Below are 16,322 nucleotides of genomic sequence, written 5' to 3' on the forward strand. Positions count from 1 at the left end.
TTACCTCTTTATGCCTTTGGGCAAATACCCAAAAGAATTTCGCCACCTTGCATTTGGATTGGAACGCACAGGTCTTTCGATTACGCCAAACGTAGTCACTACCGGTAGCGAAAAGGAACGGGCTTTGAAACAAAATGCCTGGGAGTGGAGTGGTTGTTCTGCTTTCCTTAAAGCAACGCAACCTTAAACAAAAGAGAATCATAAGTCATACGACTTTTGCTTTTGCAATCACCTTGGCAAATATTCTGGGGAAATTTTGATGCAAAAAGATTGCAAACTTCTCCTTGCGACTCGCAATCACAGATTCAAGTTTACCTGAAATTATAGCAGAAAGGATTTGATTGGCGCAAGTTTGAACGTCGATCCCTTCCTTGATCCCTGGATCAATTTTTCCATGTTTGGAACCATCTCCCGAAACAGCGTTTTCTGAAATTTTTGTTTTTATAAATCCAGGGTAAATCAATGTCACTTTCAGATTTTCATTTATGTTTTCAGCTCTGAGGGCTTCATAAAAACCAGTTAAAGCAAATTTGGATGAAGAGTAACCCGTTCGAAACGGAACACCGAACTTTCCTGCAATACTTCCAATACTTACGATATGACCTTCTTTTTTATTTCGAAAATACGGTAGAACAGCCAATGATAAAGCTATATTTCCAAAAAAGTTAATATCCATTAGCGATTGGTAGGTGGATAAAGTAGTTTCATGTGCAAGAGACCTTTGACTAATTCCTCCATTATTGATCAGAATATCAATTCGTCCAAATTTTTGAATTACCAAAACAGGTAAGTCTTTCAGTATATTGTAATTTTCTAAATCTAGTGGAATAATCAATGAGTCTTTTTCTTCCCATCCTGACTCATTTCTCACCCGATTTAATTCCTCCTTTCGTCTGGCGGAAAGAATTATTTTTGCTCCCGAATTTTTTAACGAATGTACCAATGCCTCACCGATTCCTGATGAGGCGCCGGTGATCCAAACCACTTTGTCTTTCCAAAAAGGATTTGTTTGAAATTTCATGATTCTTGAACCACCTGTAAAACCTGATCTCCTAAATCAATTCTACGATCTGCAGTCCTGATGGAAGAATGAATTTTATCTCCAGGTTGTAGGTAATCTGACCTTTTCAATTGCCCTTTGATGAATAATTCCCATTTCTTTTTTTCCGGTAGAAGTGCAGCAATTTTTTGCAAAAATTTCCCAGGCGCACGGAGTGCGCAACCAGAAGGAGTTCCCGTAAGAAGAACATCCCCCGGATTTATATTACAAAAACGAGATAACTCTTGGATGGATTCAGCTGGTGAAAAAACCAAACTTGAAATAGTATCATGTTGTCTGACTCTATCGTTTACGAGTAAGGTAAGTTCCAAACTTTCCAAAAGAGAAAAATCCCCTTCCTCCAAAATAGCAAGGACTGGCCCAGCGGGTAAAAAACTACGATATGATTTTCCTTTGTACCATTGTAATTGTGGAAGTTGTATGTCCCTTGCCGAGATATCATTAGCCATAAACAACGCAGATACATATTCGGATATATTCCCAGAATGAATCTCTAAAGAGTTATTGATTGTTTTCCCAAAGACTAACCCCAGTTCAATTTCGTAATCCAATAGTTGAACCTGCTTTGGACGAATTACATCTCCTATTGGTGAGGAAAGAGAAGCATCCGATTTTGTGAAAAATAAATTATATGTTTTATCGTCAGGATCCAATCCAGATTCAATCAAATGCTGTCTGTAATTTGCACCTTGGCAGATAATTTGACAAGGTGCTGTGATTGGCGAGAGGATCTGAAGTTCTTGGGCTTGGTAAATAGGGTTATTTTGAATGACAGGTTTTGCCTTTATGAATTCTAAAAATTCACGTGTGTTTAAATCTCCTGCTCCCAAGGGAAATGCTTTTCCAAATTCCAATTTAGCCCAATCGATTTTATGATCCTTTTCAAAACGTATATAATTCTTGGCCATATAAGATTCCTTTTGTATTAATATTTAATCCAATTTCTGGGGGAAATTTTCATCGTTTTTTTGAGTGCAAGTAAAGTATCCATTCTAATTTCTTTTCCAGAAAAAATTCCTTTTAGCAATTCCTTTAGTTTATGAAAGGATAACGTTAAATCTAAAAAGTTTTCAGGCATGTCTTCCCCCCATTGGTACAAACTTTTGCGATTGATCCAATGATACCCTACTGGAACCGTATCATCAAATTTATCTCCGTCTGAGTAATGTTCTACGAGCATACCTGTAGGATCTCTCTGATAATCAAAAATCTGACTTCCTAAGAGATGCCTTCCAATCCCCCATGCAGATTTCCAACCTCTTCCAAGCAACCATTCTCTCCCTTTGGCAACTTCATCTAAATCTTCAAGTTCAAATGCGCAATGTTCCAATCGATCATCAATTCCGGAAGCAATAACAATTGTGTGGTGGTCGGTCGGTTTGTCTCCTAAATCACATCGTAGAAAAACGATTACAGGTTCTTTAGATCCGGAGAGAATTTGAATGTCTGAAGGAATAAAGCCGAACGTATCGCAATACCATTGTGCATTTTTTAAAAATTCCTGCTTTAGTAAAACGGCATGTCCCAAACGAATTACTTTTGCTGGACCTGACTGGGAAGGGTGTGGAAAATTAACTCTTTCTGTTTTGCCAGGCGCGTTCCAAAACTTTTGTAGAGATATTTCCGGGCTCTTTAGTTCTTCAAAAACTTCAGTGAAGACTGCATCCACAGAAAGACCGGACGGATCGGTTATATTTACAAACGGAAAATCTCCAAATCTACCCGATGGAAAAAACTTTGCACCTTCTAATCCTTTGAGTCGTTCGAATTCCTCCTTTGAAGAAATATAAAAACCCAATCCAAGCAAAACATCTCGCTTATTTTTTTCAATAGACCAACAAGGAAAATTTGAACCATGACCATGGAACAAAATTCTTTCTTCTGTTTTTTCTAACAAAGAAAGTCCAAAATCAAGGTAGTAGCTGGAAGAAGATTTTAGGTTTCTTCTGCCCAATCGAATGTATGCGATATCTTTTGCTTTACTCAAAGGATTATCAGCTTGCACAGGACATCGGGAAGGGGGTCTATTTTTTTTCATAACTTGGAACCTGAATATATTTTCGAAAAGTTGAGAATGGCTTCGTTCGCATTTTCAGAAGAAAAAACAGAAACAACAATTCGATCCGGGCGAACGATCGCAAACCTTTCCATTCCGCCGAAAGCAGAGAAAAAAGTAGAAGTTACGTCTTCCGCATCAGGAATCATGGATTCCGATTCAAAAGCACTTTGTTGAGTTGAAATGTATAATATTTTCCCGCCTACTTGGTTCCATAACGATAAGGAGTCCGAACTCAAAACAAAACTAGGGTGTTTGCCAAACCCAACCAGATAGAGAGCCGGTTCAAGAATATCATCCGATAATTTCCAAGATCCATCATTTAGCTTAACCGGCGTTTGTGGAAAAATGGATCCTGGAGTTAGGTTGCTTTTTGATAAAGTAGACTTTTTTAAAAAAAGCCCATTACTGAAAGAGTTTTTTGGTCTGATTCTCAAATCCAATAAATAACGTTTTAGAGGTGTATAATATAGTAATTTAAATACTATATCCCGAAAGATTGCTTTTAGCTTACTTCTTGTCATTATGACTGAACCTAAGAGAACCGCTAAACGTATTGTCTTCATTGCATGTGGTTTTCTTTCTATATGATAACTCGAGAGGATTTTAGATGAGGCGGTTTTTTTTAATACTGCCGCAATCTTCCAAGATAGATTAAAACTATCTCTCAGTCCACTCACCAAACCTTGTCCCGCAAAAGGAGGAGTTAGGTGAGCGGCATCTCCTAGTAAAAATACTCTTCCATTCCCCATACAATCCACAACTTTCGCTTGGAATCGGTACACAGCGATTCTTTGCACTTCCATGGAAGAAACATCTCCCCAAGGTTTCATTAGTTCCCGAACCTTGCTTGGCTTTTCCATATCTTCCCTTCTCTCACCGTTACGAAGAAGGAATTCCCATCGTTGAGAGCCATGAGGACCAGGGACATGGGCCACCGGTCTTTTCGGATCACAAATAAATTCAACTTTATCCAATGTTTTGGGAATTTTTGCCACATCCAAAATAAGCCAGTCTTCTTTATAGGAAGAACCCTTCAAACTCCAACCTTGCTTTTCTCTTACTTGACTGTGGGCTCCATCACAACCAAGAAGGTAACCTGTGGTCACTTTACAATCTGCTCCATTATAACTAATATTAATTATAACTTTTGAATCTGTTTCAATATGGGAACTATATGTACATTCAGACCAAAGGCAGACATGAGGAAAACGTTTTAAACCGTTTCTTAAGATCCTTTCTAGCTCAGGCTGGTAAATGGAAACAAGACGAGGATGACCATCAAACGATCCTGCTGAATTGATTTTCGCAAAAGTCCCACTAAAAGGAGAAATCATTTCAATTGAGGAAATCGATGGCATACATTTCGAGATCTCTTCTCCGAAACCAGCAGCCTGTAAAATTCGCAATGCGTCTTGATCCAACGAAATGGCTCTGGGTATTTCCAAGATATCCGGATTCCTATCTATCAAAATGACAGGAATCCCTTGTAAACCTAACAGATTGGCAGTCAGCACGCCCACAGGACCTGCACCAACGATTACCACGTTCGGTGTTTGAGGATTGTTTTGATTGAATTTATTTTCCATAAATGTTGAAATTGTCTTAATTTGAGAGATGTCTCATTTATGTGAAATTAGTCAACTATTTTTACGGACTGCTTATTGAAGGAGCGGGGGTTCAATATTTGAGAAGAAATGAAAACAATCGACCAAACCCGCATATTCGGCAAAGTCGATTTATAAACTACAAAGAAGTTTCTGAATTGTATTGGCGGAATCTGACTTAATGCATATCAATCATCTCATTTCCATGCTTTATCAAAAGCTCGTTGAGCTATATTTTTTGCGGATGCCTGGGAAATACCAAATGCTTTTAATACCAAGGCAATCATATCTACATCCTGTGATTTCTGATTTGCTCTTCCTTCCAAAATATTTCGAATTCCGTAATGAATTGCCCCAACATACAATCCTAAGGCGGATTCTTCTGAATCAATCGTAAACTTTCCGGAACTAATTGCTTTCTTCATATCTCTTAACGGATAAGCGCGAAGGATTTCACTCATCTTTGGGGCAACCGCGGCAACTCGAATCAAAGCCCAAGCCCAATTGGAGTCCTTTCTCGCTCTCTGAAGAAAAAGTATACCCCCAAACGCCAATCGCTCTACTTCATTTTGAATTTCAGACATTAATAAGTCAGCGTCTGCAGCCATCTTTTCAGCTAAGACGAGTGCTGAAGCATCCAATAATTCGTCTTTCGTTTTAAAGTAATTATAAATTGTTCCATTCGCAACTTCTGCTTCTACCGCAACTTCTGCAATCGAAGTTTCACCTGCATCTTTTACAGCAAACAAACGTAAAGCTGCATTCATGATTTGAGCTCGGGTTCTTTCTTTTTTGGGAAGTAAAATCTTTTTAGGTTTTAGTGTGACCATCATTTCTATGGATTTCGACCTTGCCCTGATCTACAACTAAATTTCTGAGAGAAAACTCATTTTTGTTGTATATATTAAAGTAGCCGTTCGGATGAGGGCGATAAACACTTCTAGCTAGATTAGTTTGCACTTAAATAATTCATTGCAATAACATCCATATAACATAAATTAATCTCTTATTTTTCACGATTTCTATTCTGTTTTGCGAAAGGACAAATCCTTAGAGGTGATGCTAAAAGAGCTACGAGCTGTAAGTGTAAATTTATTTTATTACTTCGAAGAAAAGTGAAAAAATCTAATAAATCAATCGATCTCTTTGTCTGTCTTTTCCGAGGGTTCTAATTTTACTTTAATGGCCAAGCATCGTGATTGGTTGTAGTGTAATCCATGAAAAATTCAGATTGAATCCGTAATCTCATGACAATGAAAACACTTTCATATATTCTGATATTTAAACTTGTTACAAAAATCTAAAAAACTAAGAACGTATAAAAAATAAGTTAATAAAATATTCTCTTTAATTGTTAAAAAGAATAGATGCGATCTTTTCATTTTTTTTTCATTTTATCTTTCCTGTTCTTTCTGATTTCATGTAACGGCCGATCTGCTAAAGATGATTTTTCTTGGGTAGCTTTTTTGAGTTTTCCTGGAACTCCTTCATCTGATTCGGCAGAGGTAACTCAAGACAAATTTCAATCGGTTCAATTGACAACTTTTTATAGAAAAGATGGGAACTTTCAATTTCAAGATATTCTCATCGAATATAAATTGAAAATAACAAAGAATGAATTCGAAACAGTTGAAGCCTATATCGGGAATCCAAATGAAATTTCTTATAATTCCCAAACGAATCAAATCTCCGGGCACTTCAATCAAAAGGAAGATCTCTTTCAAACAAACTCAGTGGTATTCACTTATTCGGATTTTACCAAAAAACTCAAAATCATCTTAACTTTAAAAAAGGACGGCAAAATCATTTCTTTTCGGGAACTTATTACCACTCCACCAAATCCTCCTGTCATTCCGCCAAATACAATCACTCTACCGATCATAAGTTATGAAACGAAACGTTCGCTCATTGGCGGAACCGAATATCAAGTGATCCGAGTTAAATTCCAAGCAGGTTCCGATCTTACCGCCTTCAAACGATTAGATGCATATATCGGACGACCGAGTATAATCAGTCTTGCGCCGGACAATTATAATGTAATTAACTACATTTCCGCTACCTTTTACGACACCTCTTCACAGAATTTTTTATTTCTAACTCCCGAATTAAATTCGGCATACAAAATCATTGTTGTCGGTTCCACTGCAGATGCAAAAGGAAATCGAAGTATCGATACTGTCCCTCCGCCCCCACCAGCCTCGCCTTGTGCCGGAAGTGTAAATGCACCTGTTACGATCGGAAATTGTACGAACCATTGTTTGGTTGTAGATTTAGTTGGAAATCAAATGGGATATATTGCGAAAACAACCATAGGAACTACTACGGAAGAATATCTGTATTTGGATTCCTCAAGTTCTACTACGAGCGGCGGTAATGGACCTGCAAATCTTTCTTGGATGGAACAATTCTCTCCAATTGGTATGGGGGAATATCAAACAGACCAAAGGACATTCGATGTTACCGCCTATTCCGATGCATGCGTCGTGTTATCATCCTATCTGGTCCAAGACGATCCTACCGGATTTAGGGATAATTATATCACAGGGAAAGTAATCGTTCCATAACTAGGTTTTGGTCGGTATTAAGGAATCTTATTCTATATTTTTCACACCCGTGATGAAATAACTTGTATCCCCAAAGCAAGAAGTAGGGAGGCCGATGTGTTCTTCATATTCCAAAACAATCCTTTTGCCGACGGACTCATTGATAAGTTGTGCAATTTTTTCATCCCGAACGGTAAAATAAAATTTTTCGGCTACTGTTCCGGGCATTGTGACAAGCGCGATTTCCCCTTCCCAAGTTTTACAAATCCATCCTTTTTTGGATAATTTTTGCACATACCCCGCCCGATCTCCTTCCGAATAACTCCAGCTAAGCACTGACCAAGTGTAACCTGCTACACCTAGTGCTAATACGATAATGATTGCTATGAAATAACCTATGAATTTTCCCAAAATATACTCCTTGGTCGAAAGTAAAATAGGGGCTTCCTTAGCCCCTGTTCGACAACGATATGATCGGGATCGCAAGGAGAAGAGACAATCTTTATTTCTTCGATGATGGGGAAGCCTATGTTCCAAATTTTTTTAAACAAGAGCTTTGATTTTTCTTTCTTCTCTTTTTTTTAAAACGATTTCCTTTTCTCGGACTCCCTCTTCAGAGGACTGGGCCGAGCTTGTTGTATGATTTAGCCAGTCAACAAGATCCAACCATAGTTTTTTCTTTTGGCCGGGTTTGATAAAGCCAAAATGCCCCATTTCTTTTTCATCAATTTCTTTCGGTTGAATGTGCTTATGAAGTAAATTCAATCCTGAAAATCTTTGATTCATAACTAGGATGGTTGATAGAGGCAAAACGGTATCATCTGAAAAACTATACGCTAAAGCGGGTACTTTGTAATCTTGAAAATATTTGGCATGGGGGTTCATGGATGTATTTTCAGTGAAACCTTTCTTTAAGCCGTAATCCGCCCAACTAAGGGCTATATTTTTCGGAAGTGGAACACCGTAATAACGTTTGCTTGTCGGCAAAATTCCGTATTTTTTAACTTCTCTGGGAATCATATATTTCCAAACCAAATAAATTGTCAGGTTTTTAGGAAAGGAAAAAGACCCGTAGTAACCGTCTCCTACATTCAGAAGAATCATCGATTTCAGATTTTTAGGAGGATGAATGAATCCCATAAGCCATCCTCCTCCACTATGACCTAATACGTGTAAGTTTGATTTCGGAAAGTTTTCTTCTATATGGGTAAATAAGGCGCTTAGATCCAGAATGGCCCAGGTGTAGATGCCTTCATCTACTGATTTCGGGTCTCCGGAGTCCCCAATTCCCCTGCAATCCAAAAGAAATACATGATATCCGTTTTGAGAAAGGAATTTGGCGAGTGGTCCGTAAAAGGATCGTCTGACGCCGACTGCCGAGTTAATTACAATAATGTCCTCGTTCTTTTTAGCTGTAGCGGGGTCAGGTGTAAAATGGGTTCCTACTAAGTTGTATCCGTCTCTCGCTTTTATATGCAATTCTTGTGCTTTCATATCATCTCCATTTGAAAAAACAATTTGTTCGGCTGGAAATTACACCTAAGGTGAACCAGTCAGTCTATCCAAGTTTATGGAAAGTGAAACGATCGGTCTACATTTTAATTTGTAAATCCGGCAGGATCTTGGAAAAATTGGATTTCAGGATTAAGCTGATCCGACACAATTGTGAAGGTAGAGAGGGTTTTTACTTATTTTTCGGATTTGGATTTTATCGATAAATAGGCAAAAAGACGAACTTATTTGTAAAAAAAATCCTTAAATGTGAAATCAGTTTGCTTCGTCGCCAAGGTTTTGCTAAAGGGAACCCATTGGGTGGCGGGTGGTTCACCCCACCCAATGAAGGGCGGGGTTTAATGATTGCGCAAAAGAAAAACATACAATGAGAGCTTTCAAAACCCAGCCAAGACAGAAAATCAAATCAAAATAATAACCAGGAAAAGCCTCTTATGACAACTCAAGAATCAAACAAAAAAATAGTAAAAGAATATTTTGATTTGGTTAGCGAACAAAAGTTAAGTGAAGCATTCGTTCTGTTGGCGGATGACCTTCATTGGTGGATTTTGGGAAATATTCCTGTTTCCGGGGATTATGATAAAAGAAAAATCAGTCTCGGTTTTAAAATGCTTCAACGCAATTTTGAAAAATTCACTTTTCTTTTGGGAGAGATGACGGCGGAAGAGGATAGAGTGAGCCTGATCGCAGAATCAAAAGCCGTAAGAAAATCAAATTCAAAACTCTATAACAACCATTACCATTTTTTAATTACATTGAGAGACAATCGGATTGTAAAAGTGAAAGAATACTTTGATACCGTTCATGCTGTTTGGGTGGAAGAGAATTAGCCCATATGACAGGACGGATTCAACTCTGCCTTAAGTTCGGTTAAACTTGTAAATTTTCCAAAAAACACATATTGCAAAACTCAGTGAAAATGAGGATCGTTGGGTTTATTACCCTATTCTGAAAAAATCGATAAAATAATTTATTGCATCCTGATGGATTTTTTATTCGAAAAATATATTTTTTTTAAATAAAAAAAATATCCTATTTTCTTTTTTCTTTTGACCCAGTCCCCGTAGTAACTATAATTCTGAACTTGAAGTATCGAATATTATGAAAATCAAATAGATTAATTAAAACTCCAGTCAAAAAGTATTTTTTTATTTAGCAATAACGCAAACGAAGGGTTAAAAGTATGTTCACTACTCTCTCTAAAAAAGTAAAACCTTCTCTTCAGGAAGAAACTTTATCAGTCGCAGAGGATTCGTATTCGCTTACTACCAAAATCCAGGCAAGTCTCAGTCTTTTCGCCTTTCTTTTTTCCCTACTGTTTGCCGGCTCCATCGCATCTCAGGAGGTGATCCCTCAACTGCAGATGGAAGCGTATAACTCTAATTTAATGAATCAGGTATATGGTCAGAGTTATTTTTTAAATTCATTAAGTGCCTGGACGGATCAAGTGACTTATTACAAAGGAGTGCTTCGGGCATACTGGGAAGCTGCTGCGGATGATGCTATTTACAATTATGTGGATAGCATTACAACGAGCGATGCTTTCAATTCCGTGGATGCTTATAAAGACTATGTTTTCAAAGAGCTGGACTCGCAAAAGATCGCCGCGTTGAATATTTGGGAAAATCAGGCGAATCTTCAATTACTGGAAAATAGAAACGAGTTTGTATTGAAATTGAATACCGACCGGGTGGATCAGTCTTATTTGAGTCGTTTGGGAATTCAAGGAACTTTCAACCAACCGCAGGATCCGAATGCAAGCACCCAGGAATTACAGAGACAAATAGCTTCCGCTGCCAATAATTGGAATACGAATTTCAATCAAAGTTATCAAGCGGGTTTGAACGATTTTGCCAATTCTTTAAATACGATTCAAAACAAATACGACTCCTTCCTGCAATCGATGAATGATTCGGAAGCGACTTTTACGGACAATTTGTCCGCTATCGATTCGTACAAAACAGTTGTTAAAGATGCGATCAGGGGAATGGTCGGTCAATTCCAGGGAATGATCGATCAACCTTGCAACCAAGCTACCTCTTGTCTCTATCGTGACGGAAACAACGGAGGATTGAATACGGCCGGTCAGACATTGAACGATCTGGTTGCAAGACTCAATACGGTTTTGAACAATCAAAACCTGGATTCTTCCAATGTGCTTACTACTATTTCCTCCGAAATCAACAGCTTTCTGTCCAATCAGACAAACGCGGCCCGACTAACGCAAATTGATTATTCCAATCAGGTGACTACGACTCAAACATCGTTGAACCCTCCTTCGACTTACGGATTAGGAAATGTAAGCAGTTTGATTACTGCAGTGAATAACGGGACTCTTTCATTCTATGATTTGCAGTCTTCGCAAACTTCACAATGGAGAGTTGATACGAGCGGTATATTTTCAGGTATTGTGGATCCATTCATCGAGACCATGATCAGATCGATTACCAACGGAAACAGCGCCAATATCAAAGGAATCATCGAATCTCAAATAGGTGGCGGTAGGACTGCAACGGTTCTTGCAACGAATGTTTATACGGATTGGAACGGCGGCTCCAACGGAGACGGATGGGCTTATTTCCGCGCACTGAATACCGAAATGAATTTAAACCGGGACGGGGCCGCCACTTGGAATTGGGGTGCAGAAAGGTTTATCGTAAGTCCTCCCGCTTATTGGATCAACTGGTTCCAGATGGGTAGGATCGGTTATCAGGTAGTTTATGAAATGTACGATCCGAACGCACAAGCATTGGCAACTTATTGGAATGGAAATTACACTTCTCTCAACGGCCAATTGGCTCAATATCAAAATAATATAACGCCTGCTATAGGAAATTGGGAATCGCAGGTGGCGAGCTATAATTCGTTTTACGAACAGTGGAAAACAAGTGCAGATGCTTTGAAAGCCCAGGCACAAGCTGATTATGAAAACTCTATGGCGGATTTGGAGAGTAAAAAATCAGCTTGGTTGAATCAGATGGAAGCGGAAAGAAATGCGGGATTGAACCAATGGGATCAGTTGTATTCAAACGCTTCTTCGTCAGGCGGACAGAATGCACAATCGGTCGCAAGTTCCATTCAAGCTGTAAATAGTTCCGTCTCCTCAGGAATTAATATCGCAACAGGCACCCAGTCCATATTGGATAATTATAATAATAAATTGGATACTTTGGCTAGTACTGAATTTACATTTACAGACACTACAAAAAGATACGAGCCCGCTCTTGCCGATACCGGAATTCAAAAACAATTGGATCCTTTCGCTCAGATTGGAAATTTAGGAGCGGATTATTCCATTGGAAACATAACAAAAGGCGAGCTGGGAAATAAACTTGCATTTTCCGGTGGAATCAAACAAGCGTTTAATGATATCTCCGACTCGACCATCCGATATGGAATCGGTGCTTCTACGGGAGGTTTCTCCAACGGAACTTTCGGTTCTTTGCAGCAAGCAGCTTTTAATTCCACCGGAATCACTCCGAAAAATACGGATGTTGCGGGAGGAGAAACATCCTTTACTACGCAAAAATTCAGCATTCTAGGTGCTGCGAATGAAAAGAAAATAGATACCAGTCTGAGTGTCGATGGCAAGGACCTAACAGAAGTTTTTGGGAAAACGGCGAATGGTGTTTATCAATATTCTCAGCTGCTTTCTCTTAACGAAAACAATTCCAGTGCGGCAAAGGCGGAACAGGAAAAAGCGGTCAATCAAATGGCATATCAGGTGAATTGGGATTCCAAATGGAGTGCTAAATTGGATGAGACAGGTTCTTTGAAATTAAACGGAACCATAGGGAATCTCTCCAACCAGGAAGTAACCGATATTCTAAAGAAATTATCCACCTACGAATACAAAGGTCTAAAATTCGATCAGTTCTGTATTGCAGGAACAACGGATTATGCTGCTTGTCAGGCGGAAGAACAAAGGATGTCCAAACTTCAGTCGGATGATTACAAAGCGAAATTCCAATCGGATATAGACAAACTCGCCGCCCAAGGTTATGAGATCCAAAATGGAATGATCGTTAAATCCCTTTCCCGTGAGGATAAAATCAGATTGGGACAAACGGAAGGATTGACTTTAACCGATACTGAGAAACAAACAGCAAGTGTATGTTATGTGGACCCTTCCAAGTGTAAGGATTTGCTCAAACAGGAATTTACTATTTCTTACGATAAAACCGGTGGAGTTACATTATCCAAGATCATTAGTAATGGAAGCATCGGAGGCACAAACAATGCGGGGCAGTATATCTCCGGAACGCAAACCGAATCCAGATACATCAGTCTTTCCAAAGTAGCGCCTGTGGTAGCCCCTAAAGGCACCGACTTGTTTGCGGAATGGGGGCAAGACGTTTGGAATGATATAGATACTCAAGCAAGCCAAGTGATGAATGATTTTTATACGAAGAGCCTGGCACAGGATTCCAAGATGCTTACGCAGGCAACTTCGGTCATTCGTGATGTCGAATCCAAAAACGAAAAATTATTCCAACAAAAGAAAGCAGTACAAGAAGAAACCGATGAGATGATCAAAGAATTGGTTATGGCTTATATTTCCGGAGGGATGGCCGGAGTCACTGCTTCCATTAAAAGTCAGATCGAAGATAAAATCAACTCAGGACTTGCCGAAGCATTTATCCGCGGCACGGGAGGAAGTGAAGCGGACATACAAAAGGTTGCCGACCTAATCAGTCTTATACGAGGACGTATGCAGGCTGATAAGATGAAAAAGAGAGCCAATACAATGTCCATCAGTAACCCAATCCGTTCTTTGGAAAATATGGTAAGTAAATCATTCAGTACGGTGATGGAAGTTGCAAATAACGTTACTTTCGGAGCCGCAGGAGCTGTGTTAGCTGTTGGAACCGGAATTGTAACGAAGGTCGCGGGGGTGGTATCGGATACAATCGGATCAGTCACAAAGGCTTTAGGCCCTCTTGGAAATACCATCGGAGCAATTTTAAGTCCTACAACTATGTTGGCAGCGGAAGCGACGAAGAAAGCGGCAGACTATATAGGCGAACAATCGGAAAAGATGCTCGGTGCCAAAAATGCTATGAGTGAAATCAAAGCAAACGAGGAATCCATAATAAAAAATTACGCATCGCAAGCAATTGCAACGGCAACAGGCATACCTCCTGAAGTTGCCACTACTTTGGTAAATGACTATGTGGGCTCACAGAAAGCTAAAAAAGCAAGAAGGGCGGCAAATGCAAATCCACTTGGGAACATAGGTTCGCAAGTGGTCGGGGCAGTGGGGGGAATCATCAAAACCGCTGCAGTTGCATTCGGAGCAAAAGAAAGAGACATCCAGGAGATGTTGAGCGACGGAAATAAAATACTCTATTCGGGCAATTTGGATGTTACTGCAGATGAATTGCGGAGCGAAGCATATGCCAACCAAATGTTCGGTATGAAATTGGGAGCACTCAGTTATACTTCCTCCACTCCTAAAGACAAGGAAGGAATCGTAGAGGAACTCGGTCAACGTATGGTAGTCGATCAACTAGCGGCCGCTACCGGATGGGATAAGGATGTAACCAATGCTTTGTTCCGTAAAGAATACGGCAGGATAAAACAGAAGAAAGCGGATAAAAAGGCACAAAATGCAGCGATCAAGTCTACCGTTATAACTGCCGTTACTACGGCCGCTACATTGGGAGCGGCGGGAGCTTTGGGTTCGGTAGTGCGAGGTGCAATGAGTTCAATAGGTACTGCTTTTGGTGCAAGCGCCAATGTGGCCGCCAATGTCGGCGCTGCTGTCATTAAAGGTGCGGTCCAAGTCGTGGATGGTGCAAGGAACGGATGGGAAGGAGCACTCGCCGGTGCTGCAAACGGTGCTTTGGGAATGGTTACAGCAGGAGCATTCCAAGGCAATAGTATAGCAGACGCATTGCGAACAGCTAGCGAAAAAGTTGGATTGGGACTTGGAGTAACCTATGACAAAGATACAGGTTGGGGAGGTAGCATAGGGTTGGGCAATAAAGTCAATAATGCCTCTTTTTCATTTTCGCAAAGAGGACCAAGTTCAGTCTCTCTTTCTTCCGGTGGTCCGCTTGGCACACAGCTAACCATTAACCATACAACAGGAGGAACATCAACGGTGGGTGTAAGTTATAACGCAGGTAAGGGGCCGAGAGACGGCCTTAATATTTCTGCTAATTATGACTTGGATGGAGGAGGTGTTTCCGGTGGTCTCTCTTATACTGATTCGAAAAGTAAGGTAGGACTTTCTTTAAATGCTAGTCAGAACGGTTTATCGTCTTCGTTGGTAACGAATGGAGTCAATATCGGAACAAATACTTCAAACGGATTCCAAATGGCGGAAATGAATTGGGCTCAAGATAATATTAATGCCGCTCAGAATCTGGCTGTTGCTTCTGCAAATACTTCCAGTTTAGGTAATGTTTTGAGAAATATTCCTCTCCTTGGTGGGTTGTTAGGTGCTGGAGGAGATATTATTTCCGGTACTTTTTCCGCTGCTGCCGATGTAGTTACCTTAGGCCAAGCAGGATCTTTTCGGGCCGGTTTATCCGAGCTTGGAAAAGGGCTTTTTAATATGGGAGATATTTTAGTAAGAGACATAGCTGCTCTAGGAATGGGACTTTTTGGAACCAGCATTACTACATTAAGGGATATTACAAATATTCTTACCTTAGGCTTGATTCCTGAATTAGGAAATTATGATCCGGAATTGAAAGATATGAAACCAACTTATATACATGGTGCTATCGCCAGATTGATTAAGGACGCGGTTATTTTGGATTATGGAAGTTTCGGAGGAGCAAACTGGGGGACTGATTATTTCGGACAGGACCAAAGCATGCAAATCAATCAAGGTGACGTTGCATCTTTTCATCATGATAACGACATGAATGAGATTGATTGGATAAAAAGAAATTGGACAACAACGCCGTCCAAGCAATGGGTCGGGCCGATTGGGGCAGCCTATACTTTAATTGGAACCCCCCTCTTTGCTATCATAGGATTGTTAGAAGGTGAGCATAAACCTGCGGCAAAAGTAACAGCCAATGGAACAAAATAGTATAATATTCGAATGATTGAAAAGTATATCGGTTATATACTTGTTTCTTCAATTGCCATCATACTTATGGGTGGACCCGCGCAAGGGAGTGTAATCGAGATTAAAGTTCTGTCTGCCGGGATTGGTGAAAAGAAAGAGCTAAAGAAAAAAGTAATTTTCGATATAATTCAACCGGTTGCGAGAGACCTAGGTATCTCCGAGCAGGGTTTCATTGAAAATGATGAATTACTTTGGACTTCTGCGTTCAATCAATATTTGAAAGAGTCCCGATTGATTATTGATTTTGACAATGATTCCGGTGAGATACAAATTATTTTTAGAAATTCGGGTAATTCGGATATCGGTGAATCAGCAAAAAAAGTCTCTTCGCTGATTTGCGAAGAGTTAGAAAAGCGTAACATAAATTATACGATTAGAAATGATTGTAGCAAGTTCCCTATTTTTAAAAAATGCTGATTTGTCATAAAATTTATGTTAATTTATCGGATATTAAACG

12 protein-coding genes (1 of these 12 cut by a window edge) are annotated in these 16,322 nt (G+C 39.6%); 5 read left to right on the top strand and 7 right to left on the bottom strand.

Features of this window, described 5'->3' with window-relative positions:
* A protein-coding gene (locus DI077_RS05875) for a nuclear transport factor 2 family protein (protein WP_167837238.1) crosses the window boundary here: on the top strand, positions 1-187 show its 3' portion. Its footprint begins 494 nt before the window's first position; the window shows 187 of its 681 coding nt (coding positions 495-681); its start codon lies off the left edge, out of view; it ends in the stop codon at positions 185-187.
* An 18-nt stretch (positions 188-205) separates the two neighbouring features.
* Here the strand turns inward: DI077_RS05875 and DI077_RS05880 are convergent, their stop codons facing one another.
* From DI077_RS05880 to DI077_RS05900, 5 genes are all read right to left on the bottom strand, one after another.
* Complete coding sequence (locus tag DI077_RS05880) at positions 206-1,021, bottom strand: SDR family oxidoreductase (RefSeq protein ID WP_109022572.1); 816 nt, start codon at positions 1,019-1,021, stop codon at positions 206-208.
* Positions 1,018-1,968 carry a fumarylacetoacetate hydrolase family protein gene (locus tag DI077_RS05885; RefSeq protein ID WP_109022571.1) on the bottom strand — a complete coding sequence of 317 codons (951 nt, stop codon included), beginning with the start codon at positions 1,966-1,968 and terminating at the stop codon, positions 1,018-1,020. Before DI077_RS05885 ends, DI077_RS05880 begins: the two co-directional genes overlap by 4 nt.
* A gap of 17 nt (positions 1,969-1,985) precedes the next feature.
* A complete protein-coding gene (locus DI077_RS05890; RefSeq protein WP_109022570.1) occupies positions 1,986-3,098 on the bottom strand; it encodes a VOC family protein in 1,113 nt (370 codons plus the stop codon).
* Entirely contained in the window at positions 3,095-4,705 is a 1,611-nt protein-coding gene (locus DI077_RS05895) for an FAD-dependent monooxygenase (RefSeq protein ID WP_109022569.1), read from the bottom strand. The genes DI077_RS05890 and DI077_RS05895 overlap by 4 nt, the downstream gene beginning before the upstream one ends.
* A 215-nt stretch (positions 4,706-4,920) precedes the next feature.
* On the bottom strand, positions 4,921-5,556 hold the full coding sequence (locus tag DI077_RS05900) for a TetR/AcrR family transcriptional regulator (protein WP_242935376.1): 636 nt from the start codon (positions 5,554-5,556) through the stop codon (positions 4,921-4,923).
* 633 nt (positions 5,557-6,189) lie between these two features.
* Between DI077_RS05900 and DI077_RS05905 the strand changes: the two genes are divergently transcribed.
* Entirely contained in the window at positions 6,190-7,287 is a 1,098-nt protein-coding gene (locus DI077_RS05905; protein WP_341461794.1) for a hypothetical protein, read from the top strand.
* 27 nt (positions 7,288-7,314) lie between these two features.
* On the opposite strand, the gene DI077_RS05910 is transcribed toward DI077_RS05905, so the two are convergent.
* Positions 7,315-7,677: a hypothetical protein gene (locus DI077_RS05910; RefSeq protein WP_109022567.1), complete on the bottom strand. Its 363-nt coding sequence runs from the start codon at positions 7,675-7,677 to the stop codon at positions 7,315-7,317.
* Between the two features lie 132 nt (positions 7,678-7,809).
* Positions 7,810-8,760 carry an alpha/beta hydrolase family protein gene (locus DI077_RS05915; protein WP_109022566.1) on the bottom strand — a complete coding sequence of 317 codons (951 nt, stop codon included), beginning with the start codon at positions 8,758-8,760 and terminating at the stop codon, positions 7,810-7,812.
* A 452-nt stretch (positions 8,761-9,212) separates the two neighbouring features.
* Between DI077_RS05915 and DI077_RS05920 the strand changes: the two genes are divergently transcribed.
* The 3 genes from DI077_RS05920 to DI077_RS05930 all read left to right on the top strand — a co-directional run bounded on the left by DI077_RS05920 (position 9,213) and on the right by DI077_RS05930 (position 16,282).
* Positions 9,213-9,608 (top strand): nuclear transport factor 2 family protein, encoded by a 396-nt coding sequence (locus tag DI077_RS05920; protein WP_109022565.1) that lies wholly within the window; start codon positions 9,213-9,215, stop codon positions 9,606-9,608.
* A gap of 353 nt (positions 9,609-9,961) precedes the next feature.
* A complete protein-coding gene (locus DI077_RS05925) occupies positions 9,962-15,826 on the top strand; it encodes a TIGR04388 family protein (RefSeq protein ID WP_242935377.1) in 5,865 nt (1,954 codons plus the stop codon).
* 12 nt (positions 15,827-15,838) lie between these two features.
* Positions 15,839-16,282 carry a hypothetical protein gene (locus tag DI077_RS05930; RefSeq protein ID WP_109018688.1) on the top strand — a complete coding sequence of 148 codons (444 nt, stop codon included), beginning with the start codon at positions 15,839-15,841 and terminating at the stop codon, positions 16,280-16,282.
* Positions 16,283-16,322 lie beyond the last annotated feature (40 nt).

Origin of the sequence: Leptospira kobayashii (assembly GCF_003114835.2) — a bacterium.
GTDB classification, from domain to species: Bacteria; Spirochaetota; Leptospiria; order Leptospirales; family Leptospiraceae; genus Leptospira_A; species Leptospira_A kobayashii.